At 71.4% G+C, this 25057-nt stretch carries 18 protein-coding genes; 5 read left to right on the top strand and 13 right to left on the bottom strand.

Annotation, left to right across the window (positions count from 1 at the left end; translation table 11 throughout):
- The first annotated feature begins 68 nt into the window (after positions 1-68).
- Complete coding sequence (locus VFV67_RS32590) at positions 69-1187, top strand: glycosyltransferase family 4 protein (RefSeq protein WP_326474549.1); 1119 nt, start codon at positions 69-71, stop codon at positions 1185-1187.
- Positions 1188-2170: 983 nt separating this feature from the next.
- On the opposite strand, the gene VFV67_RS32585 is transcribed toward VFV67_RS32590, so the two are convergent.
- From VFV67_RS32585 to VFV67_RS32570, 4 genes are read right to left on the bottom strand one after another with little or no spacing between them, the layout of a single operon-like run.
- Positions 2171-2338, bottom strand: a complete 168-nt coding sequence (locus tag VFV67_RS32585; RefSeq protein ID WP_326474548.1) for a hypothetical protein — start codon at positions 2336-2338, stop codon at positions 2171-2173.
- Between the two features lie 2 nt (positions 2339-2340).
- Positions 2341-4065 carry a hypothetical protein gene (locus tag VFV67_RS32580; protein WP_326474547.1) on the bottom strand — a complete coding sequence of 575 codons (1725 nt, stop codon included), beginning with the start codon at positions 4063-4065 and terminating at the stop codon, positions 2341-2343.
- Entirely contained in the window at positions 4062-8447 is a 4386-nt protein-coding gene (locus VFV67_RS32575) for an alpha-(1->3)-arabinofuranosyltransferase (protein WP_326474546.1), read from the bottom strand. The genes VFV67_RS32580 and VFV67_RS32575 overlap by 4 nt, the downstream gene beginning before the upstream one ends.
- 29 nt (positions 8448-8476) lie before the next feature.
- Positions 8477-10291 (bottom strand): hypothetical protein, encoded by a 1815-nt coding sequence (locus VFV67_RS32570; RefSeq protein ID WP_326474545.1) that lies wholly within the window; start codon positions 10289-10291, stop codon positions 8477-8479.
- Positions 10292-10398: 107 nt separating this feature from the next.
- Here VFV67_RS32570 and VFV67_RS32565 point away from each other — a divergent pair, with 107 nt between their 5' ends.
- Positions 10399-11100, top strand: coding sequence for a class I SAM-dependent methyltransferase (locus VFV67_RS32565; protein WP_326474544.1), 702 nt, complete (start codon positions 10399-10401; stop codon positions 11098-11100).
- A gap of 10 nt (positions 11101-11110) precedes the next feature.
- Here VFV67_RS32565 and VFV67_RS32560 read toward each other — a convergent pair whose 3' ends face one another.
- From VFV67_RS32560 to VFV67_RS32530, 7 genes are all read right to left on the bottom strand, one after another.
- Entirely contained in the window at positions 11111-12760 is a 1650-nt protein-coding gene (locus VFV67_RS32560; protein WP_326474543.1) for a substrate-binding and VWA domain-containing protein, read from the bottom strand.
- Between the two features lie 295 nt (positions 12761-13055).
- Entirely contained in the window at positions 13056-14843 is a 1788-nt protein-coding gene (locus VFV67_RS32555) for a long-chain fatty acid--CoA ligase (protein ID WP_326474542.1), read from the bottom strand.
- Positions 14844-14960: 117 nt separating this feature from the next.
- Entirely contained in the window at positions 14961-16121 is a 1161-nt protein-coding gene (locus VFV67_RS32550; protein WP_326474614.1) for a trypsin-like serine protease, read from the bottom strand.
- A gap of 124 nt (positions 16122-16245) precedes the next feature.
- The gene (locus tag VFV67_RS32545) at positions 16246-17898 is read right to left on the bottom strand and encodes a M14 family metallopeptidase (RefSeq protein WP_326474541.1); all 1653 of its coding nucleotides are present in this window, start codon (positions 17896-17898) and stop codon (positions 16246-16248) included.
- Between the two features lie 188 nt (positions 17899-18086).
- The gene (locus VFV67_RS32540; protein WP_326474540.1) at positions 18087-19619 is read right to left on the bottom strand and encodes a succinic semialdehyde dehydrogenase; all 1533 of its coding nucleotides are present in this window, start codon (positions 19617-19619) and stop codon (positions 18087-18089) included.
- A complete protein-coding gene (locus tag VFV67_RS32535) occupies positions 19616-20482 on the bottom strand; it encodes an SDR family oxidoreductase (RefSeq protein WP_326474539.1) in 867 nt (288 codons plus the stop codon). Before VFV67_RS32535 ends, VFV67_RS32540 begins: the two co-directional genes overlap by 4 nt.
- A gap of 83 nt (positions 20483-20565) precedes the next feature.
- Positions 20566-20727: a hypothetical protein gene (locus VFV67_RS32530; RefSeq protein ID WP_326474538.1), complete on the bottom strand. Its 162-nt coding sequence runs from the start codon at positions 20725-20727 to the stop codon at positions 20566-20568.
- An 87-nt stretch (positions 20728-20814) separates the two neighbouring features.
- On the opposite strand from VFV67_RS32530, the gene VFV67_RS32525 reads away from it, so the two are divergent.
- Complete coding sequence (locus VFV67_RS32525) at positions 20815-21771, top strand: GlxA family transcriptional regulator (protein ID WP_326474537.1); 957 nt, start codon at positions 20815-20817, stop codon at positions 21769-21771.
- Between the two features lie 21 nt (positions 21772-21792).
- Positions 21793-22587: an alpha/beta fold hydrolase gene (locus VFV67_RS32520; protein ID WP_326474536.1), complete on the top strand. Its 795-nt coding sequence runs from the start codon at positions 21793-21795 to the stop codon at positions 22585-22587.
- Here VFV67_RS32520 and VFV67_RS32515 read toward each other — a convergent pair.
- Positions 22584-23315 carry a serine protease gene (locus VFV67_RS32515; protein ID WP_326474535.1) on the bottom strand — a complete coding sequence of 244 codons (732 nt, stop codon included), beginning with the start codon at positions 23313-23315 and terminating at the stop codon, positions 22584-22586. The genes VFV67_RS32520 and VFV67_RS32515 overlap by 4 nt on opposite strands.
- Positions 23316-23602: 287 nt before the next feature.
- On the opposite strand from VFV67_RS32515, the gene VFV67_RS32510 reads away from it, so the two are divergent.
- Positions 23603-24241: a ScbR family autoregulator-binding transcription factor gene (locus VFV67_RS32510; RefSeq protein ID WP_326474534.1), complete on the top strand. Its 639-nt coding sequence runs from the start codon at positions 23603-23605 to the stop codon at positions 24239-24241.
- Positions 24242-24285: 44 nt separating this feature from the next.
- On the opposite strand, the gene VFV67_RS32505 is transcribed toward VFV67_RS32510, so the two are convergent.
- Positions 24286-24954 (bottom strand): O-methyltransferase, encoded by a 669-nt coding sequence (locus tag VFV67_RS32505; RefSeq protein WP_326474533.1) that lies wholly within the window; start codon positions 24952-24954, stop codon positions 24286-24288.
- Positions 24955-25057: the final 103 nt, after the last annotated feature.

Genomic DNA, 25057 nt, shown 5'->3' with positions numbered 1-25057 from the left:
CGCCAATAATTCGTCTAAGTTGTACCCGCCGGTAACTTAACATGGGGGTTAGGTCGGTTGGAGCGAGGTTGACGGGTTTGGAACGGACCGCCGCACGACCGCATGTGCTGCTCCTCAACTGGCGCGACACCACCCATCCGGACGGCGGTGGCTCGGAACGCTATCTGGAGCGCATGGCCGAGGGCCTGGCCGGGCGCGGCTACCGGGTGACCATCCGGTGCGCGGCGCATCCCGGCGCCCCGGCCGAGGAGTGGCGTGCCGGTGTGCGGATCCGCCGGCGGGGCGGCCGGTACGGCGTGTACCCGAGGGCCCTGCTGGCCATCCCTGCGGAGCGGCCGGACGTGATCGTGGACGTGCAGAACGGGGTGCCGTTCTTCTCCCGGCTGCTGGCCCGCTGCCCGGTGCTGGTGCTGGTGCACCACGTCCACCGGGAACAGTGGCGCCCGGTGCTCGGCGAGCGCCTCGGCCGGCTCGGCTGGTGGATCGAGTCCCGGCTGGCCCCCCGGTTCTACCGTGGCTGCCGGTATGTCACCGTCTCGGAGACCAGCCGGTCCGAACTGGCCACGCTGGGCATCGCCCGCGAGCGCAGCACGGTGATCCCGCCCGGCCTCGACCCGGCGCCGCGCACCCACGCCGAGCCCGACGAGGACCCGATGCTGGTCGTGGTCGGCCGCCTGGTGCCGCACAAGCGCGTCGAGCACGCGATCGACGTGCTGGCCCGGTTATCCGACCAGTGGCCCAAACTCCGCCTCGAGGTGGTCGGCCAGGGCTGGTGGCACGATCACGTCCGCCGGCACGCGCAGCTGCGCGGGGTGGAGGACCGCGTCGTGCTGCACGGCTGGGTGGACGAGCAGGACAAACATGAGATCCTGGCCCGCTCCACCCTGCACCTGTGCCCGTCGGTGAAGGAAGGCTGGGGCATCTCCATCATGGAGGCGGCCGCACACGGCGTCCCGTCGATCGCCTACCGCGCCGCCGGTGGTGTCGCAGACTCCATTGTGGACGGTTCAACCGGTCTACTCGCCGCCGACTTCGAAGACCTCGTCGCCCACGTCGACCGCCTCTTAACCGACCGCGAAGAACACCATCGCATGGGCACAGCCGGCCGAACCCGCGCCGAAACCCTTGGCTGGGACCGCGCCATCGACGCCTTCGAACAAGCGATCACCGACGCCCTACGCCAATAGCCGCACCGCGAGTTGCCGGGTCGGGCACCCGAGTTGCCGGGTCGGGCGGCCGAGTTGCCGGGTTGGGCGGCTGAGTTGCCGGGTTGGGCGGCTGAGTTGCCGGGTCGGGCAGCCGAGTCCCGGGGTCGGGCAGCTGAGTTGCGGGTCAGGCAACCGAGTCCCGGGGTTGGGCACCCGAGTTGCCAGGTTGGGCGGCTGAGTTGCCGGGTCGGGCAGCTGAGTCCCGGGGTCGGGCAGCTGAGTTACCGGTTGGTGGGCGAGTTGCCGGTTCCGGTTCAGCGAGTTGCCGGTTGGCAGGGGTCCCCGGCTACATCGGAACGCTCTGGGTGGTCGGCTTGGCAGGGCTGGGCCCGGCGTTCCGCGGCAACGGCTGTGGACAGGTGCCCAGTGCACGATCGCGGGGCGCGGCCTGCCCACAACCGTGCACCGGGCAGGGGACGTCACCTTGGCAGGTGGTCCGGCTGCAGTTGGCCCGAACCGGGATTCGGTTGCTGGAGTTGGCAACTCGGCTGCTAGGGCCGGCGGCTCGGTTGCTGGGGTTGGCAACTCGGCTGCTGGAGCCGGGAACTCGGGGCCGCACTGGCGCCTGGCGTGCTGGGCCGGCGACTGGGGTTGCCGGGGGTTGGCAACTCGGCTTGCTAGGCCGGCAACTCGGGTGCTGGGGTTGGCAACTTAGTTGCTCAGGCCGGGGTTCGGGTTGCTGGAGCCGGGAACTCGGGGCCGCACTGGCGACCCGGGTGCTTGAGGCCAGCGACTCGGTTGGCGGGGTTGGCAACTCGGGTGTTGGGCCTAGCAATTCGGTTGCTGGAGTTGGCAACTCGGCTGCTGGACGCGGTGAATCGGGTGCTGCAGCTGGGAACTCGGGTGTTTGAGTTGGTGACTGGGGTGCTGCAGATGGGCGCGCGGGTGTCTGAGTTGGCGACTCGGGTGCTGGAGCCGGGAACTCGGGTGTGGGGGTGCGGGGTGGGGTGGGGTGGGTGGGGTTAGGGGGTGCCGTAGTTGGTGGCGCCGGCCCAGGGGTCGGGGGTCCTGGCCTCGTCGATGTTGATGCCCTTGTCGGGGGCGGAGCTGAGGTTGACCGCGACGGTGACGCCGGAGGCGAGCGCGATTCCCCCAACTACGGCGACGATTGCGCCGATGATCAATCGCACGGCTACTCCCTTGTCCTGGTTCGCTGGGCGGGGCTCAATTTACCGGTCGGTAACCCCCACCACAACAGGGAACTTGCTATCAAGATGATCGCGGCGAGGTCGCCGGACAGTATCAGAGCAGCGGGCGGACCGGGGGGGTTGTAGGGGTGCGCCTGGCCGGGTAGGCGGTAGAGCGTGAGCCAGCGGCCGTCGAACACGGTGACCGCGCCGGGCGGGATGGGGGCGGCGCGCCAGCCGGCGGTGCCTTTCTCGAGGAGCAGCCAGGTGATGCCGGCTCGGGTGAGGGCGGCGGCGTCGGGGAGGGCGGCCCTGAGCTCGGGGATCCGGCGGTCCTCGCCGGGTACCGGGCGGCCGCCGACGAACAGGGTGTCGTCCAGCACGGTGGGGCGGGTGAGGACCCGCGGCGCGGGGTCGAGTTGGGTGCGCCAGGCGTTCCAGTCGAACTGGCGGAACGAGCCGAGGGGCAGGGTGAGCACGTCACCGGGGCCGGGGTCGGCGGCGATGATCTCGCGGACCCGGGTCCAGTCCGGGGGGTAATGCACGGTGGTGAGGCGGCCGAACCCGGCGAAGGCCAGGTCCGGCAGGAGCGCGATCGGGAACAGCGCGGCGACGACGAGGACGAGGCGCGGGCCCGCGGTGGTGGTCAGCCAGCGGCCGGCGGCTTCGGCGGCGAGGGCGAAGCCGAGCGCAAGCGGCAGCGCCCACCAGGCGATCCAACGCTGGGAGTCGCGCAGTACCGCGAAACCGGGGCCGTGCTCGGTGAGCCAGCGCATCAGCGCGGTGCCGGCCGGGAAGGTGGGCAGGGCGGCCAGCAGCACGCCGAACGCACCGAGCAGCACCAGCGCCCGGGCCGGCGCGACGCCCCAACGGTGGGCCAGCACCCGCAGGCCGAGCAGCGCCGCGGCGACCATGGCCAGCGTGAGCAGCGGCAGCACCGGGTTGCTCCGGCTGACCGGGGTCACCTCCGAGTTCCACACCCCGCCGAGGCCGAGCAGGGTCACCACGGCGGTGCCCCAGTTCTCCGCCCGCGCGGCGAACGCGGCCACGCCGTCCGGGGAGGCGGCCGACGCGCCGGGGTGCAGCAGGCCGGGCAGCAGCCACGGCGCGTTCAGCACCAGCATGACGCCGGCCACGAACGGCAGCCGGCGCCGGCCGGCGGCGGCCATCGCGGTCAGCGCGGCCAGAATGCCACCCGGCGCGGTGAGCACGGCCGGAACGCTGGCCAGGACCAGGCGGGCGCCGGCCTTCGGCACACCCTGCCGCAGGTCCAGGCCGAACCGGAAGATCCACGGCAGGCAGGCGTAGGCCAGCAGCAGTTGCCAGTGCCCGATGAACAGCCGCTCGGCCACGTAGGCGCTCCAGGCGTAGGCCAGCGCGGCGACCACCCTGGTGCCCACCGACTCGGTCGGCACCAGCCGCCCGGCGCCGAGCGCGGCGAAGAACAGCGCGGCGGCCAGCGCCAGCTTCTGCACGATGTCGCCGGGCACCAGCCAGGTGGCGAACGCGACCACCGCGTCCGACGGCACCGACCGGGGCAGCATCGAGCCGAGGCCGAGGCTGTCCGGCAGCAGCGTGTGCCGCGGCGCGAACACCATGTCGTAGGCGAGCACGAACCCGCGCCCGAGCACCGGCGCCAGCACCGCCAGCGCCACCGCCAGCGCCACCGCCGGCAGCACCCACCGGTGCGCGCCGACCGGCCGCGCCGCCGGCTCCGCGCCGGCGGTCACGCCCGGCCCGGGGCGGGTTCCGGCTCCGGCACGGGTTCCGGCGCGGGCTCCGGTTCAGGTGCCGGCACCGGTTCGGACGCAGGTTCCGGTTCGGCTTCGGGCTTCGGCTCGGGTTCCGGTTCCACTACGGAAATCGGCTCGGTTCGCGGTTCGGGCTCGGGATCCGGATCGGACTCGGGCCAGGGTCCGGACCCGGATCCGGGACCGGATTCCGGTGCGGGCCGGCGGGTTCGTCGCCCACGCACCCCGAACCAGTCCACGCAGGCCGCGACCACCGCGGCCACCGACAGCAGCACGCCGGCCTGGGCGACGTACCCGTACGCCCAGCCCTGCTGGTGTCCGAGCAGCCGGCCGGCGACCGCGACCGCGGTGGCCACCGCCATGCCGCCGAACGCGATCAGCTCCGCCGACCGCGGCCACAGCGCGCGCAGCAGCAGGCAGCCGATCAGCAGCACCACCGGCAGCATCCCGCCGAGCACGGCGATCAGCCCGACCATCAGCACCGGCACCCATCGGCACCGGCCCGGCCGGACCGGCTCGAACCGCCGCCGCCGCACCGGAAGCGCGACCACGACCAGCAGCAGGAGCACCGCGATCGCCCCGGCCAGCAGCCGGTTGCGGTAGTCGGTGTCCGGCACGAACTCCAGCCGCACCAACCCGCCGGCCCCCTCCGGCAGCACCCAGGCCTGCTGCCAGCCGTCCACCCGGGTGCGCGTCAGCTGCTGACCGTCCACCGTGGCCACCCAGCCGTCGTTGGCGTTCTCCCGCACGCTCAGCAGCGCGGCCGGACCGGGACCCACCTCGATCTCGCGGTGCGTCTCATCCCACTGGCGCACCGAGAAATCGCGGTGCTGTGGCGCGCCGGTCGGCCGCCCGGTCATGCTCAGCGAGAGGTCCTGGACCACGAACGACAGCGATCGTTCGGTGCGCAGCTCGTGCTCCCCGGCCGGAAGGTCGACGCCCTCGGCCAGGTCCGAACAGGTGCCGAAGGGCAGCGGCCGGTGCCCCGTGACATCCCCCAGCGTTCCGGAAACCGTTGTGTCGTAAGTGAACCCGTCGATCTCCAGCTTCGGTCCGGCGCCGCACGGCACGGTGAACGGGGTGTCCGCGGCCAGCCGATCGGCCATTTCGTCCACACCGGACAGTCGCAGATCGCCGATGCCGGCCGGGTTGCGTTCCCGGGCCGGGCCGAGCGAGGTGGCCGCCGTCGCCCCGCTCACCCGCAGCACCGTGATCTCCACCTGGTCGGTGGTCAGCCGCAGGTCCGCGACCCCGTCCCCGGTCAGCGCCACGGTCCGGAACTCGGTCGGCGTTCGAATGTCCACTTCGGACGGACGGGCCGCGCCGGACGCGGGCGGGGTGGTGAGCCGGATGCCGGTGATCGTGCGCGGCTGCGGCCAGCGCAGCCGCAGCGTCGGCCGGACGTCGGTCACCTCGGCGATCCAGGTGGTGTTCGGGTCGCCGTCCACCGCGGCCAGCGGCCCGGCGGCCGGGTCGCCGGCAAGTTGGGACGAGGCGGACACCTGGTACCCGTCCGGGGTCACCGGGCTGATCCCGCCCGCGGCCGGCAGCACGGTCCCGGTCACCCGGTAGTTCGCCGTGCTGCTGCTGGGAAACAGCCGGTGGATGCCGTCCGGCTCCTCGCCGTCCTTGGCCAGACTCGGGTGGCAGCGCTGACCGCGCTCGTCGGACACGCAGGCGTAGCGCGGCTGGGTGTCCCGGGTGAACGTGTAGCTCGCGAACTGTTCCCGGTCCGGCCGGGCGTCCGCCGGCACCTGCAGTGCCCGGTGCGCGGTGATGCCCGGGATGGTCAGCTCGGTGATGCCGACGTTGCCGTTCTGCCGGTTCCCGCTGACCGAGAGCACCGTGACCCGGACCTTGTTGGTCAGCCCCGGCGGGGTGGCCAGCACCTGCGGCTCCGCGGCCTCGGTCACGTCGTGGTCCACCGAGCCCGCGTCGGTGGTGATCCGGACCCGGGTGACCGGCCAGCCCACCCGGAGGTCGAAGACCAGCTGCAGGGTGATGTTCTCGACCTGGCGCGGGGTGTCCAGGTCGACCTGGAGCCACTCCCCGGCCGGGCCGGTGAAGCTCGACGAGTGCCACGCGGTGCGGGTGTCGCCGTCGATGGCGGCGAACGGCTGGCGGGACGGCTCGGTCCCGCTCGCGGCGTCGGCGAAGCTCACCGCGGTCGACGCGGAGACCCCCCGGACGCCGCGGAACGCGGCCGTCGTCTGGTGCCGCGTTCCCTGGAACGGCAACAGGTCCACCGCCGGCCGGGGTTGCCGGACCGGCTCGTCGGCGGTCATCGTCTGGCTCAGGTTGTCCCGGGCCCGGCCGACGTTGCGCTCCCGGTACCGCAACCCGTCGGTGATCAGCCACTCGTCGGCAGCGGGCGCGCCGCCGTCCCCGGCCAGCACCGTGGGCCGGTCCGGGTCCAACTGGCCCGAACCGAGCAGCGGCAGCAGCGACTCCGGCCCGCCGCTGACCGTCACCGCGTCCCGCTCGGCCACCACGCTCACCGGCTGGACCGCCCGGTCCACCTCGAAGATCTCCACCGCCTGCGCGGGCGGCGCGGACCGGTCCACCGGGTTGACCGCCGACCGCGCACCCGGCGTCAGCTCGGGTCCGAACCCGGCCACCCGGCTGATCCCCGGCGACGCGGCCAGCCCGGCGCGCAGCATCGTCATGGACAGCGAGACGCCGCCGGTCCGGTCGAGGTCGTTGCGCACCAACAGGAACCGGTAGCCGGCCCGGGCCAGGTAGTCGGCGAGTCCCGGCGCGCCGCGCCCGGCGGCCAGCACGTCCTCGACCGCGTCCATCACCCGGGTGTTGCCCTCCGAGCCCAACGGGATCTGGCTGCGCACCCCCCACGGCGCGCCGGCAAGCGGCTGCGCCGGCTCGTCGACCGTGCGCCCCCAGGTGTACTCGCCGAACCCGGACGCCGGCAGCAGCAGCGTGCGCGAGGCCGGGTCGGTGGTGCTCAGCCAGGTCATCGCCGAGCGCCAGTACTGCGGCACCTCGTCCCAGCCCGGGCCGGGCCGCAGGGTGCCCAGCCACGCCGGCGCGGCCAGCACCAGCACCAGCAGGAACCCCACGGCCAGCCGGGCCCTGGTGGCCACCACCGTGGACCGGGTGCCGACCAGCCAGGGCAGCTTGCCGGACACCGCGTGCATGAACGCCAGCATCAGCGGCAGCCGCAGCACCGGCTCGAACTTGTGCACGTTGCGCAGCGGGGCCAGCGGACCGTCCAGCAGCGGCCGGACCACGCCGGCAAGCGGACCGTCAAGCGTGCCGGCGTAACCGATGGTCAGCAGGGTGATCCCGGTGAGCACGGCCAGCGCCAGGAACCGGCGCTCGGGCAGGCCGACCCGGGCCAGGCCGGCCAGTCCGATCGCGGCGACCAGGCCGGTGGCCAGCATCAGCACCGGGTTGTCGATCAGCAGGTGCCCGGACGGCCACCACGGCTCGCCGGACACCACGTAGGCCACCCACTGGTTGGTGCCGCGAACCGCCTCGTAGAGCGACATCGGCGCGGTGGTGTCGGCGGCCGACTCGATGTAGTCCAGGAACGGCAGGCTGTACTGGCCGAGCAGCAGCAGCGGCAGGATCCACCAGAGCGTGGCGGCCAGCACCGCGCCGCACCACCAGAGCACCAGCTTGACGTGCTGCCGGGTCCATTTCCGGGTGAGCAGCCACAGCGCCGGCAGCGGCAGCACCATGACCACCATCGACGCATTGATCCCGCCGATGCACAGCACGGCGAGCGCGGACAGGCCCGCGGCCCGGCGCGGCGAGCCGATCCGCCCGGCCCGCACCAGCGGCAGCATGATCCACGGCAGCAGCACGGCCGGCAGCATCTCCGCGGACACCGGCCCGATCTCGGTGAGCACCCGGGGCGCGACGGCGTAGCCGAGCGCGCCGGCCAGCCGCGCCGGTTCTGTCCCGATCCGCAGCGCCCTGGCCAGCAGCAGGGCACCACCGAACGCCAGGCACAGCAGCAGCGCGCACCAGATCCGCTGGGTGATCCACGGCGGCAGCCCGAGCGCGTGGCCGGCGGCGAAGAACGGGCCCATCGGGAACAGGTAGCCGTAGGCCTGGTTCTGCAGCTCGCCGGCGTAGGCCTGCGGGTTCCACAGGTGCAGCGCGCGCGCCAGGAACCCGACCGGGTCGACCACCAGGTCGAGCTTGGTGTCGAAGGTGGTGCGGCCGGGGCGCTGCAGGAAGGACACCGCGACCAGGCCGAGCATGATCCACGCGGCCGGCGTGCGCGGCAGCGTGGCCAGCCACGTCCCGACCGACCGGGGCAGCCGGCGTAACCGCCTGCGCCAGGTGTTGCGGTGCCTGGGTCGCGGCGGAGCGGGGGGAGCGGCGGTGGTAACCATGGGCAGGGCGGGAACCTTACTTCGGCGTGCTAGGCACGGGGCACCCCGACCTCGAGCTTCACCACGCACACCGGTGCCACCCCGATCGCCCGGCGCAGCGTGACGGTGTCGAACAACCCCTCGACGGGTACGTGGAGCACGTGGACGCCGCGCTCGAACTCGACCCGGACCACCATGTCGGCCACGCTCACCCATCCCTCGCCGCTGTCCGCGGTGTAGTACTCCAGCCGGGCGACGAACCTGCCGAACACGGCTCCGGTCAGCCGGACCGCGGTCGGCGCCTCGCTCACCAGGTGGCCGCAGTCCTTCTGGGTGCCAGGTATACCTGGCGCGCCGTTTTCCACGCGTTTGATCGGGTGCGGCCGGCCGTTCTCGTCGAGCAGGTGCATGGTCTCGGCCGGCTGGTCGAACCGGGGCGGCCCGGGCAGCAGGCCGAGCACCCGGGACGGCCGGGCGTCGGCGACGAACAGGTCGAGCAGGACCCGGTTCGGCACCGGGCCGTCGTAGATCACCATGTCGGGGTTGCCGGCCAGCTCCGCCCGGGCGGTGGCGACGTAGTCCCGGGCCGCGCCGGTCGGCGCGACCGCCGCAAGGCGCAGGTGGCTGACCGTCGCGCTGATCATGAACGCGATCGTGAGCCCGGCGACGGCGAGCGCGGCCGGCCTGCGGATCCGCTGCGCCGTGAGCGCGGGCTCCGGCTCCGGGTCCGGTGCGCCGATCTCGCGCGGGGTGAGGAACGCGAACGTGCCGAACAGCGCCGCGACCGGGACCGCGTCGGCCACGTACCGGGGGTCGGTGCCCACGATCAGGCCGACCAGCGACAGCCGGGTCACGGCCAGCAGGACCAGATCCACGGCCAGGTAGGCGGCCAGCATCAGCCAGGCCATCCCGGCCCGGCCGCGGCCGCGGACCAGTCCGGCCACCACGATCGCCGCGGCGACCACCAGCACGGCGATCCGCACCCCGACCGGCGGCGGCGCCCAGGACACGCCCCCGCCGGATCCGACGAGCGGCCCGCCGAACAGCCCGGGCAGGAACGTGTCCACGAACATCCCGCGGGCCAGGTCGCCGAACCCGGCGCGCTGGGCGCCGGCGCTCCCGGCGGTCGTGGTGCTGCTGACGTAGAGCCCGGCGTAGCCGGCGAGCAGGGCCGCGTGCGCCAGCCACACCGGCGGGTACCGGCGCAGCGCCGTGCCGAGGCCGGTGCCGCCCGGGGTCAGCAGCACGGTCACGGCCAGCAGCAGGGCCGGGAACAGCACCGCCTTCTCGTAGAAGGCCAGCCCGGCCAGCGTCCACAGCAGCGCGTACACCGCGTGCCGGCGCCGCCCGTCGCGCAGGTACCGCACGTGCGCGCCGAGTGCGCCGATCATGGTGAGCAGCAACGGGATCAGCTGCACCGCGTAGGCCCACCACAGGGTGGGCAGCAGGATCAGCGGCGAGCAGGTGAACACCGCGAACGCCGGCACCAGCGCCCAGCGCCGGCCGAAGCAGTCGACCAGCAGCCGCCAGAACAGCCAGCAGGAGGCCGCCTGCATGGCCAGCACCGGCAGCATCGCCGCGGTGAAGCTCAGCGGGGCCAGCGCGGTCACCAGCCAGGCCAGCAGGAACATCCCGGGTGCCAGGTGCTCGCCGTTGTAGGCCTGGAACAGGTAGTCCAGATCGAGCGGACCGGCCTGGGCGGCCCGGTAGGTGATGATGAAGTCGTCCTGCCAGAAGAACCCGCGCAGCACGGCCACGGCATGCACGGCGAACGGCACCAGCGCGACCAGCAGCACCACCGCGGTCAGGGGAACTCCGCGCCGGGGTGCCGGTTCGCCGGACTCCGGCGCCGGCACCTGCGTCACGGGCGGATTGAGGGTCATCGCACACCTTCTAGCAGCCGGATCGGCCGCTCGCTAGAGTCCAGCGCGTTCGTTTCGCCACGTTGAGGCAGGTACTGCGGATGGAACCGGTGGGCGCGTCCGATTTCGACCGGGCCTGGGAGTTGGCCGAGGCCATTCCCGGCTGGCTGACCCGGGACCAGGCGCACACCCTCTGGGACGCGGCGCTGCGGCTCGCGCCCGGCGACACGATCGTCGAGATCGGCAGCCATCAGGGCCGGTCGACGGTGGTGCTGGGCACCGCGGCCCGGGCGGTCGGCGCCCGGGTGGTCGCGGTCGACGCGTTCGTCGGCTGGCTGGGCGGCGCGTCGATCCGGGAGCGGTTCGAGGCCAACATGGCCGCCGCCGGACTGCGGGACGTGGTCGAGTTGGTGGTGGGCTTCAGCACCCGGCTGCGTCCCGGCTGGGACCGGCCGGTCGCCATGCTCTACGTGGACGGAAAGCACGACTACTGGACCTACACCGACGACCTGCGCTGGTCCGCGTACATGCCGCCGGGCGCGGAGATCCTGGTGCACGACTGCTACTCCTCGGTCGGCGTCACGCTCGGCACGCTGGCCAAGGTGCTGGCCGGCGTCCGCTACACCTACCTGGACCGGGCCGGGTCGCTGGCCCGGTTCGTGCTGCGTCGCCCGTCGGTCACCGACCGGCTGCGGGTGCTGCGCGAGCTGCCCTGGTTCACCCGCAACGTGCTGATCAAGACACTGTTGTACCTGCGGCTGCGTCCGGCCGCCCGGCTGCTCGGGCACCACGCCACACACGCGCCGTATTAGTTTCGGGGGGTCAACGGCCGTTGCCGGCCTTGCAGGTGGGCGGCTGGCAGAGCATCTTCGACAGCGAGGCGTAGAAGATCTCGTTGATCTTCGTGGGGTCCGGGGTGACGAACGCCGCGCCCCCGGTCGGCTCGGCGATCGCCTTGAGCTCGGCCTGGGACACGCCGTCGCCGATGCCGATCGCGGTCAACAGCAGCGGCCGCTTGGGGTCCTGCAGCTTCTTCAGCTCGACGAGCAGCTGCTCCAGCGTGATGCTGTCCTTGTCGTCGTTCTTCCCGTCGGTCAGCACGGTCACCACGTTGATCCGGCCCGGCTCCCAGTTGGCTCGTGCGTCCTGCATGGCGGCCAGCACCGAGTCGTACAGGCCGGTGCCGCCGCCCTCCTTGGCCTGCACCGACTTCAGCGTGTCGATCGCGCCCGCGGCCAGGTGCTCGGCGACGGTCCGCATCGGCAGCAGCACGGTGTAGTCCCGGTCGCCGTCCAGCTTGGTGGAGAACGTCCACCAGCCGATCTTGGTGGTCGGCTTGAACAACCCGGTGCCCTGCACCGCTGCCTGCATGGTCAGATCCATCCGGGTCTTGCCGGTGCCCGGGACCGGCTCGGCCATCGAGCCGGACACGTCGATCAGCACCTGCACCCGGCCGCTGAGGTTGACCGCGGCCCAGGTGTTGAGCACGGCAAGGCCGTCCGCCGGGTCCGGAACCGGAACCCGGTTCAGCGGCTCGCTGCTGGTGCGCTGGTCCTGCGTCCGCTCGCGCAGCGACTTGCCGTCCGGAGTGCGGAAGCCGGCGTCGGCGAGCGCGTCGGCGGTCTCCTGGTTCTGCAGCAGCTCGAGGAACTTCTGGGCCACCTCGCGCTTGGCCTCGGAGGCCTCCGGCAGCACCACGTACGGGTAGTCAAGGGACGGCACCGGGGAGTCGGCGTAGGCGGCGACCAGCAACCCGCCCTCCTGCCGGACGTTGTGCCGCAGCAGGGCGTTCTCCGAGATCGGGAACCCGTCCAGCGGGGCGGCCTGGCTGGTGCCGCCGGGCAGCCGGGCCAGCAGCTCCGAGTTCGCGGCCAGCGTGTTCGGGGCGAGCTTGCGCATCGCAGCGGTGCCGGCGGCGGCCGGGTCGGCCGCGTTCTTGACCACGTCGCGCAGTCCGAACAGGGTCGAGATGCCGACCGGATCCTTTGCCGGGTCGGGCATTCCGAGCGTGACCGGGGAGTTCGGGCCGAGCAGCGTGGCCCAGCCGATCTTCTCGTTCGGCCAGCCCAGCTCGGTGGCCTTCTCCTCGGTGAGCCCGATGACCACCGGCGAGCTGGCGATCGAGGTGCCTTCGATCGGGGAGTTCCAGGCGCCCTTGTCCTGGGCGCGCTGCAGCCACATGGTCGACTCGGGGATCCACACGTCGGGCGGCTCGGTGCCGTCGGAGACCGCGAGCGACTCGGCGGTGACCGCGGAGTCGCGCTGCGAGACGTTGACCTTGTAGCAGCCCGGGTTGCCTGCTTCCGCGGCCTTGCGGCCAGCCTGGGTGACGGTCGGCGCGATGTCCGGCGCCGCGGTCACGTTCAGCGTTGTGACCACGTCACAACCGGAGGCCTGCAACCGGTCGCGCAGGAAGTCGAAGGTGAACCAGCCGATCAGAAGAACGACGAGCAGAACGCTCAAGAGCAACACCGGCGAACGCTTTGACCGCCGGGTGGTCGACGAGTGCCGCCCCATCGCCGTTAGTCCTCCATCCACCCCGATGCGAGATCAAAATCACTCTTTGCTGGGCCGTGACCTTACTCGCGCCTACGCCAAAAGCGAGGGGCAATCACGTTCCCTGTGGTGCGGACAACCGTCCGCGCTAGGCCGTTCGGCGTAACCGGGTGAGTAGGGTGACCAGACGACTGCGCCCCGTTAGTTGCCTTCGTCGGCAACTACCCACCGGATACAAGGCCTGCCAAGCAGTTATTGCTGGTCCCCGAAATCAAGAGTACAGAGCCTCTACATCACTTGCGAAGTCCTTCATGATGACGTTCCGCTTGAGTTTCAGAGAGGGCGTGAGATATCCGTTCTCCGGCGTGAACTCGACGGCCAGGATCCGGAATTTGCGGACCGACTCGGCCTGCGAGACGGCCGCGTTGCCGTCGTCGACCGCCTGCTGCAGTTCGGCCAGCAGATCCGTGTCCTGCGACAGGTCGGCCACCGAGGCACCGACCGCCTTGCCGCGTGAGGTCTTCCAGTAGGAGAAGTAGTCCATGTCGATGGTCACCAGGGCGGCCACGTACTTCTGCCCGTCGCCGACCACCATCGCCTGCCCCACAAGCGGATGGGCCGAGATCCGGTCCTCGATCACCGACGGCGCGACGTTCTTGCCGCCGCTGGTGATCAGGATTTCCTTCTTGCGGCCGGTGATCCGCAGGTAGCCGTCCCCGTCCAGGTCGCCGAGATCGCCGGTGTGGAACCAGCCGGCCTCGTCGATGGCCTCCTTGGTCGCCGACTCGTTCTGCCAGTAGCCGGTGAAGATGCCGCCGCCGCGCAGCAGGATCTCGCCGTCGTCGTCGATCCGGACCGACGTGCCGGGCAGCGGCTGCCCCACCGTGCCCAGCTTGACCTTCTCCGGAGAGTTGACCACCGAGGCCGCCGTGGACTCGGTCAGGCCGTAGCCCTCGAAGATGATCAGTCCGATGCCGCGGAAGAAGTGCGCGATCCGCGGGGACAGCGCCGCGCCGCCGGAGATGGCGTAGCGCACCTTGCCGCCGAGCGCGTCCCGCAGCTTGCCGTACACCAGGCGGTCGAACACCGCGTGCTTGAGCCGCAGGCCCAACCCGGGCTTGCCGTCCGCCTCGCTGTAGGCCACCGCGGTGCTCACCGCGAGGTCGAAGATCTTGCCCTTGCCCGAGGCGTTCGCCTTCTGCCGGGCGCCGTTGTAGACCTTCTCCAGCACGTAGGGCACGGACAGGATGAAGGTCGGCTTGAACTGGACCAGGTTGTCGGTCAGCGTCTTCACGTCGGCCCAGTGCCCGACCGTCGCCCGCGCCATGAACGAGGCCACCTCGACCATCCGGCCGAACACGTGCGCGATCGGCAGGAACAGCAGGGTCGCGGCGTCCCCGGTCTTGAACAGCGGGGTGAGGTACTCCGTGGCGTTGCCGCACGCGGACAGGAAGTTGCGGTGGGTGAGCACGCAGCCCTTCGGCCGGCCGGTGGTGCCCGAGGTGTAGATGATCGTGGCCAGGTCGTCCGGGGTGACCGCACCGCGCCGGGCGTCCACCTCGTCCGTCGCGATGTCGCGCCCGGCCTGGCCGAGTTGCGCCACGGCGCCGTCGTCGAGCTGCCACACCTCACGCAGCGCCGGCACCTGCGACCGGATGCCGGCCACCTTGGCCGCGTGCTCCGCGTTCTCCACGATGACGGCGACCGCGCCGGAGTCGTACAGGATCCACTGGATCTGCTCCGCCGAGGAGGTGACGTAGATCGGGACCGGCACCGCGCCTGCCGCCCAGATCGCGAAGTCGAACAGGGTCCACTCGTAGCGCGTCGCGGCCAGGATGGCCACCCGGTCGCCGGCGCCGATGCCGGAGGCCATCAGGCCCTTGGCCACCGTGACGACCTCGTCGCGGAACGTGGTGGTGCTGACGTCGGTCCACGCGTCGCCGGTCTTGCGCCGAAACACCACGGCGTCGGGCGCCTCGTCGGCATTGCTGAAGACGAGATCGGCCAGCCCGCCACTCTCGGGAATCGTGAACCGCGAGGGAACCGCGAGCTCGCGCATGATGTGTGTCCTCCGTCCGGCTACCTTTCGGTAACTTGACCCGTATCTTGCCCGCAACACGACGGAAAGGCCACCTCCGGGGGGGAGATGGCCTCCGTGACCTGCGGTTATGCGGGTCTAGATGGTGATCCGCCATGAGTCGACGAACCCGGTGTCCAACCGGGCGGCGTCCCGGACCCGCAGGTTCCAGGTGCCGTTGGCCACCTCGCTGGCCAGGTTCACCGTGTAGGTCTGGTCCAGGTTGTCGGCGCTGCCGCCGGTGCGGTTGTGGAGGTTGTAGACCGAACCGTCCGGCGCGACCAGGTCGACCACCAGGTCACCGCGGAAGGTGTGCCGGATGTGCACCTCGACCGTGCTGGTGGCACCGGCGTTGCCCGCCGCCCCGGACACCGTGATCGGGCTGTTCGCCGTGCCCAGGTCCGGGATCGCCACGTCGGTCGTGCTCTCGAAGGACCGGCCGGGCGGCGGCGGGGGCGGCGGGGTGCCGCCGAGGCTGTCCGCGGCCGCGTTGATCTCCGCGGCGAACGTGCTCACCTCGGTGTAGACGCCGGGGGCGCGCGGCCGGGCACAGCCGATGCCCCAACTGGTGATGCCGACCTGGATCCACTCGTTGTTGTTGTCCCGCCGGAACATCGGGCCGCCGGAGTCACCCTGGCAGGTGTCCGTGCCACCGTTGTCCCAGTTGCCGGCGCAGATCTCCTCACCGAAGATCAGTCCGCTGTAGCCGCTGGCGCCGGCGCACTGGGTGTCGGTGATGAACGGCACGTCGGCCTTGAGCAGGAACCGCTGCTGGCCACCGCCCTGGCTGGCCGCGCCCCAGCCGGCCACGGTGAACGTGCCGCTGTTGAACGCATTGGTGGTGGCGATCCGCATCAGCGGCAGATTGAACGCGGACTGCACCCGGATCAGCGCCCAGTCCCGGCCGTCGCCGTCGTAGTCCGGCGCCTGGTGCACGTAGTTGGACCGGATCGCCACCCGGGCCGGGTCCTGCAGGTCCACCGCGGCGCCGGTGGCCGTGATGTTGGCGTTGTCGCCGGTGCCGTTCACGCAGTGCGCCGCGGTCAGCACGATGTTCGGCCGGATCAGGCTGCCGCCGCAGCCCATGGACAGCCGGATCATCCAGGGGAACTCACCCTGTGCGGCCCGGACACCGCCGACGACCTGGGGGAACACGTCGTCCGGCGTGGGGTCGGCGGACGCGGTGGCGGTGCCTGCGGTGCTGATCACCGCCGCGAGGCCGGCGGCGAGAACGCCGGCTCTGGTCAGTACTGAGCGCATGGTCAAGGCAGGGTCCTTCCGGGCAGGAATGTGGGGGAGTGGCCGAGCTACGCCACGTTTCATCAGCCGACGGCACATGATCGTGACGCGGCCCGACCGGCGCTGCGTTTCCCGTTTTTCGCGGTTAGAGCGTGAGCTTCCAGGAGTTGATGAATCCGGTGTCCAGCCGGGCGGCGTCCCGGACCCGCAGGTTCCAGGTGCCGTTGGCCGCCTCGGTGGCCAGGTTCACCGTGTAGACCTGGTCCAGGTTGTCGGCGCTGCCGCCGGTGCGGTTGTGCAGGTTGTAGACCGAACCGTCCGGCGCGACCAGGTCGACCACGAGGTCACCGCGGTAGGTGTGCTGGATGTGCACCTCGGCGGTGCTGTTCGCCAGCGCGTTGCCCGGCACGCCGGACACCGTGATCGGGCTGTTCACCGTGCCCAGGTCCGGGATCGTCACGTCGGTGGCGTTCTCGAAGCTGCGTCCGGGCGGCGGCGGGGTGCCGTCACAGGTCAGGCCGAGGACCCGCTTCGGGCAGTCGGCGTAGTCCAGCAGCAGCAGCACGGCGGACCGGTTGCGGGTGGTCTCCCGGGTGATCACCTCGTCCGGCGGGTAGAAGCCGCCGCCACCGCTGGCCGGGTACATCTCGAAGGTGTACGAGTAGATCCGCTGGTTGCCCCACAGCCAGTCGTCGATCGAGCCGTCGGTGATGTAGAGGTCGGAGGCCTGCTCCGGGGTGTAGCCGTTGGTGGCCGCCATCTGCTGGCCCAGCGCGGCATGCGTGTTGTACTCCTCCTGCGACATGCCGGGCGCGGTGTTGGCGGTGGTGTAGCCGTACGGCCAGAGCACCAGTTCGCTGTACGTGTGGAAGTCGATGCCGATCTTGATCTGCTGAACGCCGCCGACCACGCGGGTGCGCACGAAGTCGGCCACCACCCGCACCTCCGGGGCGGACTCGGCCGACGGGCCGCGGTAGGTCTCACTGCCGGTGCTGCCGGACGACCCGCCGCAGCAGCCCCAGTTGAAGTTCCAGTTGCGGTTGAGGTCGGTGCCCACGTTGGACGATCCGGTGTTCGGCTGGCGGTTCTTGCGCCACGACCGGTAACCGGTGCCGGTGGCGATGTCGTACTCGCCGCCGTCCGGGTTCATGTCCGGGACGATCCAGATCTCGCGGCCGTTCACCAGGTTGCGCACCCGGGTGTCGGTGCTCTCCACCAGTTCGTGCACGAGGTAGACGGCCATCTCGACGGTGAGGTGCTCGCGGGCGTGCTGGTGGTGGGTGAACAGCACCTCGGGCTCGTTCTCGTCCACCGCGACGTTGTCGGAGATCTTGAGCGCCCAGATCTCCCGGCCCTGGAAGCTGGTGCCGATCACCTGCTTGCTGATCAGGGTGGGGTTGGCGGCGATCACCTGGTCGATCTCCGCGGTCATCTCGGCGTAGTTGTGGTAGTTCGAGTCGGCCGGCGGGAAGTCCAGCGGAGCCGCCTCGTTCTCGCCGGTGGTCCGCGGGGTGTCCAGTTCGACCTGGAAGCCGAGTGCCTGGATCTTGGCGATCTCCTCCGGGGTGGCGGTGATCAGCAGCCGGCTGTCCTCCGGTCCGTTGATCGCCGCGCCGGTGCCGGCGATCGCGTTGCGCGCAGCCAAGGTGGTGACGCCGAGGACGCTGTACTCGGCGCTGGTTCGCTCCTCGGCGCCGGGCTGCGCCCGGTCACCCGCGGCCATGCCCGGACTCATCGACATGACGATTGCCGCGGCGGCGATGATCCCGCCGGCCATGGTGAAACGTTTACGATTCAACGAGTTGCCTCCCGCAGGGAGCGCCGGCCGGCCGGCGCTGGAGGTGGTACCCGGCACCCGGGGTTGATTGATGTTCACCTGGGTGTCCAGGTGCCACAAGCCGGCAAACAGGTGGAATCCTGTTTTAACAGTTCACAGTGTTCGGTGCGGGCGATGCCAATTCCACTGTGTTCACCCGATCGGGGCGATTACCGGATCCGCAACCGGCGCAACGCTTTCAGCGCCCCGACCAGCACCCGGGCGTACACCCGGAACGGCAGCCAGCGCGGCACCCCGAGCACCGGTATCCGCTGCACCGCCACGGTCTGCGCCTCGGTGTACTTCAGCAGACCCTCCGCGCCGTGCCGCCGGCCGAGACCGGAGGCACGCATTCCTCCCATCGGAGCATCGGTGCTGCCGTAGGCCGAGTTCACCGCGTCGTTGACGTTGACCGTGCCGGCCCGCAGCCGGGGGGCGACCGCGGCCGCGCGGCGGGCGTCGCCGAGCACGCTGGCGTTGAGGCCGAAGGCGCTCTGGTTGGCCAGCAGCACGGCCTCGTCGAGGGTGCGGTACGGGTACAGGGAGACCACCGGGCCGAAGGTCTCCTCGGTGTGGCACAGCATGTCCGGGTTGACCTCGGCCAGGACGGTCGGCTCGTAGAAGTACGGGCCGAGGTCCGGGCGGGGCCGGCCGCCGGACAGCACCCTTGCCCCCTTTGCCCGCGCGTCGTCGACGTGTTCGCTGACCCGTTTGAGCTGTGCCGCCGAGACCAGCGAGCCGACGTCGAAGCCGTAGTCGTAACCAGCACCGAGCCGCAGGTTCTCGGTGACCGCGACCAGCCGCTTGGCGAACGCGTCGAATGTCGGTTCGGGAACGTAGATGCGCTCCATCGACAGGCACAGCTGACCGGCGTTGGCGAACGCGCCGCGCGCGGCGATCGCGGCGGCCCGGTCCAGCGGGGCGTCGTCCAGCACGATCATCGGGTTCTTGCCGCCCAGCTCCAGCGAGCAGCCGATCAGCCGCTCGGCGGCGCGGGCGGCCACCTCGATGCCGGTCCGGGTGGAGCCGGTGAACGCGACGAAGTCGGTACTGTCCACAACGGCGGCGCCGATCACCGGCCCGTCGCCGAGCACCACCTGGATCAGGTGCTCTGGTAGCCCGGCGCGGTGCATCAGGTCGACGGCGAGCAGCGGGCTCAGCGCGGTCTGGCTGTCCGGCTTGAGCACCACCGCGTTGCCGGCGAACAAAGCCGGAATGGCGTCGGCCATGGACAGTGCCAGCGGGTAGTTCCACGGCGCGATCACGCCGACCACGCCGTGCGGCACGCGCAGCTCGGTGGCGCGCACGGCGAGCGGCATCGCCCCGGCCCGGCGCCGCGGCCGCAGCAGTGCGCCGGCCCGGCGCAGGTAGTAGCTGGTGACCAGGACCGGTTCGGCGATCTCCTCGAACGCGTCCCGGCGCGCCTTGCCGGTCTCGGCCTGCACCAGGTCGGCCAGCTCCTCGCGGTGGGCGAGCAGCAGCCCGTGGAACCGCGCGAAGATCGCCTTGCGGTCGGCGAGATCCGTTGCCGCCCAAGCGGTCTGGGCCCGGCGGCCACGCTCGACCGCGGTCAGCACGTCGGCCGGACCGGACCGGGGCAGGGTGGCCAGCTCCGCGCCGGTGTAGACCTCGACCGGGGTCACGGTGTCCGAAGTGGACGCCACGACGTAGTGGCGCAGTTGCTCGGTCGGCACCGGCCTCACGCGCCGGACTCCCCGTCGACGGCCGGGGCGCTGGCCGCGGCGCGGGCCTCGTAGTCCGCGCGGGCGGTCGAATGCGCGGCGTTCATCATGACCTGATCGCCCTTGAACGCGCGGGCGATCCACTCGCCCGCGGCCCGGGGCAGTAACCGGGTGAACCGGTTGATCGTGCCGAGCGAGCGCGGCACGTACACCTCGAACCGGGGCCGCTGCAGGGCGCCGACGACCGCCTCGGCCACCGTGCCCGGCTGGATGGACTTGACGAACCGGGCGTCCTCGACCCCGGCGGTGAGCTCGGTGCGCACGATCGACGGCAGCACGATCGAGATGTCCACGCCGGTTCCGCGCAGCTCCGCCCGGACCGCCTCGGACAGCCCGACCACGCCGTGCTTGGTGGCGCAGTACGTTGCCACGCCGGGGAAACCGGCCTTTCCGGCGACCGACGCGATGTTCACGATGTGTCCGGTGCCGCGCGGCTTCATCCGCCGCACGGCCTCCCGGGTGCCATGGATGACCGCGTGCAGGTTGATCTCCAGCAGCCGCCGGGTGGTCCGGTCCTCCTCCTCGTCGAGCACCGCGATGGGCATGATCCCGGCGTTGTTGATCAGGATGTCGATCGGGCCGAGGGTCCGCTCGACCTCGTCGAGGAACGCGGTGAACCGGTCCGCGTCGGTCACGTCCAGCGGCAGGGCGACGGCGTCGTCGAGCCGGTCGGCGGTCTGCTTGGCCACGTCCACGTCCAGGTCACCGATGGCGACCACGGCGCCGAGCCGGGACAGCGCCCCGGCGGTCGCGGCCCCGATGCCGCGGCCGCCTCCGGTGATCACGACGACCTTTCCGGCCAGCGAACGGATCTGCCGCGCCATGTCCCGCTCCCTTGCGCCCCGCGAACTTACAGTCCGGCTGGAATGTTTTGTCAGCATTCCAGCGCCGCGGGGCGCAGGCAAGGTCAGAACCGGGCCCGGAGGTCGTTGCGTAGCCGCTCGATGTCCCGGTCGACGACGTCCGAGGTTCCGGCCATCCGGGACCCGGGCTGGGCCTGGTGCCGGCGGTTGCGCTCCAGGCCGTAGGCGAGGAGTCCGATGATGATGAAGGCGATCACGATGTCCATGGCATGAATTTTGCGCTAGACGAGATGCTGCCACCAGTGGCAGATCTGACCTTGTGCGACAAAATCCTGCCAAGTATGCTCTTGTCCATGCTCAGAACCGTCGCCGTGGTCCTCGTCGAAGGCTTCGCCATGTTCGAGTTCGGCACGATCTGCGAGGTCTTCGGCATCGACCGCACCGAGGACGGGGTCCCGGCCGTCGAGTTCCGGGTCTGCGCGGAACACCCGGGGACACCCGTGCGAACCAGCATCGGCATGCGGGTTATTCCCGAGCTGGGACTGGACGCGCTGGCCGGCGCCGACCTGGTCGCCGTGCCGGCCTGCGACATCAGGGACGAGTACCCGCCCGCGGTGCTCGACGCGCTGCGCGCCGCCGCGGCCCGCGGCAGCACCCTCCTTTCGGTGTGCAGCGGCGCCTTCCTGCTCGGCGCCACCGGCCTGCTCGACGGCCGCCGGTGCACCACGCACTGGCGCTACGCCGACACCTTCGCCGCCCGGTTCCCGAACGCGCTGCTGGATCCGGACGTGCTGTTCGTCGACGACGGCGACATCATCACCAGCGCCGGCACCGCGGCCGGCATCGACGCCTGCCTGCACCTGGTCCGTCGCGAGCTGGGCGCCGCGCCGGCCGCCGCCATCGCCCGGCGCATGGTCGTGCCGCCGCAGCGGGAGGGTGGGCAGCGCCAGTTCGTCGAGCTGCCGATCCCGGAGTGCAGCGCGGACAGCCTGGAGCCGGTGCTGACCTGGATGCTGGACAACATCGCCGACGAGCACACGGTCAGCGCGCTGGCCGGCCGGGCCCGGCTGTCCGAGCGCACCTTCGCCCGCCGGTTCGTCGCCGAGACCGGCACCACCCCGCACCGCTGGCTGACCATGCAGCGGGTGCTGCACGCCCGGGCACTGCTCGAGCAGACCCAGCTCGGCGTCGACGAGATCGCCGAGCGGGCCGGGTTCGGCTCCGCCGCCCTGCTCCGCCACCACTTCCACCGGGTGGTCGGCGTCGCTCCCACCGACTACCGCCGCACCTTCGCGCAACACCCGGCCTGACCGCTCGCTTAGGCTGCGGACATGTCGAGTCCGCAACTGCACCGGATCCGGCGCGGCACCGGGGCGCCGCTGCTACTGATCATGGGTATGGGTGGCCACCACCGCATGTGGGGCGAACCGTTCCTGTCCTTGCTGGAGAAGGACTTCGACATCGTCGCGTTCGACCATCGCGGGATCGGCACCAGCGACCGGGCCGACGGCCCGTTCACCATCGCCGACCTTGCCGGCGACGCCGCCCGGGTGCTGGACCTCGCCGGGTGGGACAGCGCGCACGTGTTCGGCATCTCGCTCGGCGGCATGGTCGCCCAGGAACTGGCCCTGTTGCGGCCCGAGCGGGTGCGCACGCTGGCCCTCGGCTGCACGTATCCCGGTGCCGGCGGGGATCTGAGCGCAACCGGCGCGCAGCGGGCGGTCGGGGCGAGCGCCACCCGGGACGCCGAGCTGGCCGTGCGGACCGCGTTCGAGGTCAACCTGTCGGCCCGCTACGCCGCCGACCCGGCGCACTTCGCGGCGTTCCGTGAGGTGGCGCTCGCGGTCAAGGTGCCGGCGCAGGTGATCTTGATGCAACTGCAGGCGGGGATGGGGCACGACGCGATCGCGCGGCTGGCCGGGATCACCGCGCCGACCCTGGTCATGCACGGCACCGAGGACGAGATGCTGGCGGTGGGCAACGGCGTGCGGATCGCCGAGCTGATCCCGAACGCCCGGCTGGAGCTGTTCGACGGCGCCGGCCACCTGTTCTGGTGGGAGGACCCGGAGCGCACGGTCGCGCTGCTGCGCGAGCACGCCGCCGGGTCCCCGTCACCGCTGCGCTAACCGCCGATGTTGCTGGTGATCCAGCTCCGCATCGCCACCACGTCGACGTAGATCGACGGGCCGGTGGCACAGGTCGAGCTGCCGTTGCCGGACCGGCTGGTGGCGCCGATCAGCTGCCACGCGCCGCTGACCGACTTCACCTGCGGGCCGCCGGAGTCGCCGTAGCAGGCTCCGCTGTTGCCGCCCGGGTTGTTGGTGCAGATCTCGGTGCTGGCCCGGATGCCGAGGCAGCGGCTGTCCGCGACGATCGACGTGTCCAGCTCCTGCAGGGTGACCGGAGCACCGCAACCGCCACGCGGCGCACAGGTCTGACCCCAGCCGATGATCCGGCTCGCGGTGCCGGACGGGCCGGACGTCGCCGCGATCGCGATCGGCGCCTGGCCGACCGAGGTGGCCAGCCGCAGCAGGGCGATGTCCTGCGACGGGTGCCCGATCCGCTGTGCCACCCGGGCGACGGTGCCGCCGGAGGTGCGGTTGGTCGTGCCGACCCGAACCTGGAACGGCGTGCCGCAGTGCGCGGCGGTGACGACCCAGTTGGCCCGGATCAGCGAGCCGCCGCAGGAGTGTCCGCCGGAGCTGGACTGCAGCGACACCATGAACGGGTACACCTGGGTGGCGTTGCGGCCACCCACGATGAACGGGGTTACCTCGTCGGCCGCCGCGGTGCCCGGAATCAGGAGTCCGGCCAGCGCGGTGACGGCCGCGGTGAGCAGGGTACGAACCCTCATTGGGATTTCTCCTTCACTGACCTCGAGCAGGGTTTCGAGGTCAACGGAGAATGTTAGGAACGGGCTTGCGGGCAATGAACCGCCGAAAGTGGGCGGTTTTCACCATTTAGCCAGAACTGTCCGGGTATCGGACGGCCGGCGCCGCCTCCTCGATACGATGGGCGGCAGGGGTGGACCTGCGGGATTTCGGCCGGCTGGCGGCGGTCGGGCACAGAGCGCGCGAGGAGGCTCGGCTCAATGTCGTTGACCGCCGCATCGACGTGGATCTCCGGTTGGCGGAACGGGTCGTGACGAAGCAAGCCCGGTCCGAGTACACCCGCCTGCACCTGATCCGTTCCGCCGCCGAGCTGTTCGACCGGGACGGGTTCGCCGGTGCGACGCTGGACGACGTCAGCCGGGCGGCCGGGGTTACCAAGGGGGCCTTCTACTTCCACTTCGCGTCGAAGCAGGAACTGGGCGGAGCGATCCAGGCCGAGGCGCGCGGCATGCTGCGGTCGTTCGTGGACCGGCAGCGCGCCACCGAGACCCGGGCCCTGCAGTCCCTCATCGACATGACCCACGTGCTGGCCCGCTGGCTGGCCAGCGAGCCGGTGATCAGGGCCAGCCTGCGGACCGCACGGGAGCGCGGCGACCGGCCCTTCGTGGACTTCTACGCCGAGCTGCTGTCCACCGTCGACACCACGTTGCACCGGGCCAAGCGGGCCGGCGAGTTGGACGAGGGCGTGCAGGTCGACGTGGTCGGCACGTTGGTGGTGACGATCTGTGTGGGCATCGAGGTGCTCTGGTGGGTCGGGATGCGGCGCGGCAACATGCGCACCGGCCTCGGCGACATGTGGAACCTGATGCTGCCCGGCATCGTCGCGCCGAACCGGATCGCCGAGTTCCACCCCGGCGGGTCGGACGCGGTGAACGCAGGCGAGTCCTAGGCCGAGGATTCGTTGCGCGGTCGGCTATCCGCGGGCGATGGGACTCAGGCGATCACGAGGGCCATGGCGAAACCGTCGTAGCTCTTGGACCCGACGGTCTGCACCGCGGTGGCGGTGACCCGGGGTTCGGCGGCCATCGCGTCGATCAGCCGCCGGGTGCCGACCACGCCGGGGTCGTCGCTGCGCCCGTCGACCACCCGCCCGCCGCGCACCACGTTGTCGACGATGATCAGGCTGCCCACCCGGCACAACCGCAGCGCCCAACGGAAGTAGTCGGCGTTGCTCTGTTTGTCGGCATCGATGAAGAAGAGGTCGAACGGTTCCGGCCGTTCCCGGGCCAGCGCCGGCAGTAACTCGAGCGCCGCCCCGACCCGAACGTCCACCCGGTCGGCCAGTCCGGCCCTGGCGATGTTGGCCCTGGCCACCTCGGCATGCCGGCGGTCGTACTCCATCGTGACCAGTCGCCCGTCCGGCGGCAGCGCCCTGGCCAGCCAGATCGTGCTGTAGCCGCCCAGCGTCCCGATCTCCAGTATTCGTCGCGCGCCTCTGATCTGCGCCAGCAGGTTCAGCAGTTTGCCCTGGTTGGGCGCGACGTTGATCGCCGGCAGCCCGGCGGCGTTGCTGGCCGCCAGGGTGGCGTCCAGTGCGTGATCGTGCGGCACCAGCTGCCCGGTAAAGTACTGGTCTACTTCGGTCCATACCGCCTGCGTCATGGCATCAACTTAGGCCGGTCGTCGGGTTTTGGCAGACGAAGGGGGTCAATGGTGAGCGGATCGTGGATCCGCCGGTTCCACTCGGCGCCGGACCGACCGGTCC

It is taken from the genome of Actinophytocola sp. (assembly GCF_035762905.1).
Lineage (GTDB): Bacteria > Actinomycetota > Actinomycetes > Mycobacteriales > Pseudonocardiaceae > DASYTH01.
Note: the sequence above shows the minus strand (reverse complement) of the source record. Positions and strands in the feature narration are given on the sequence as shown.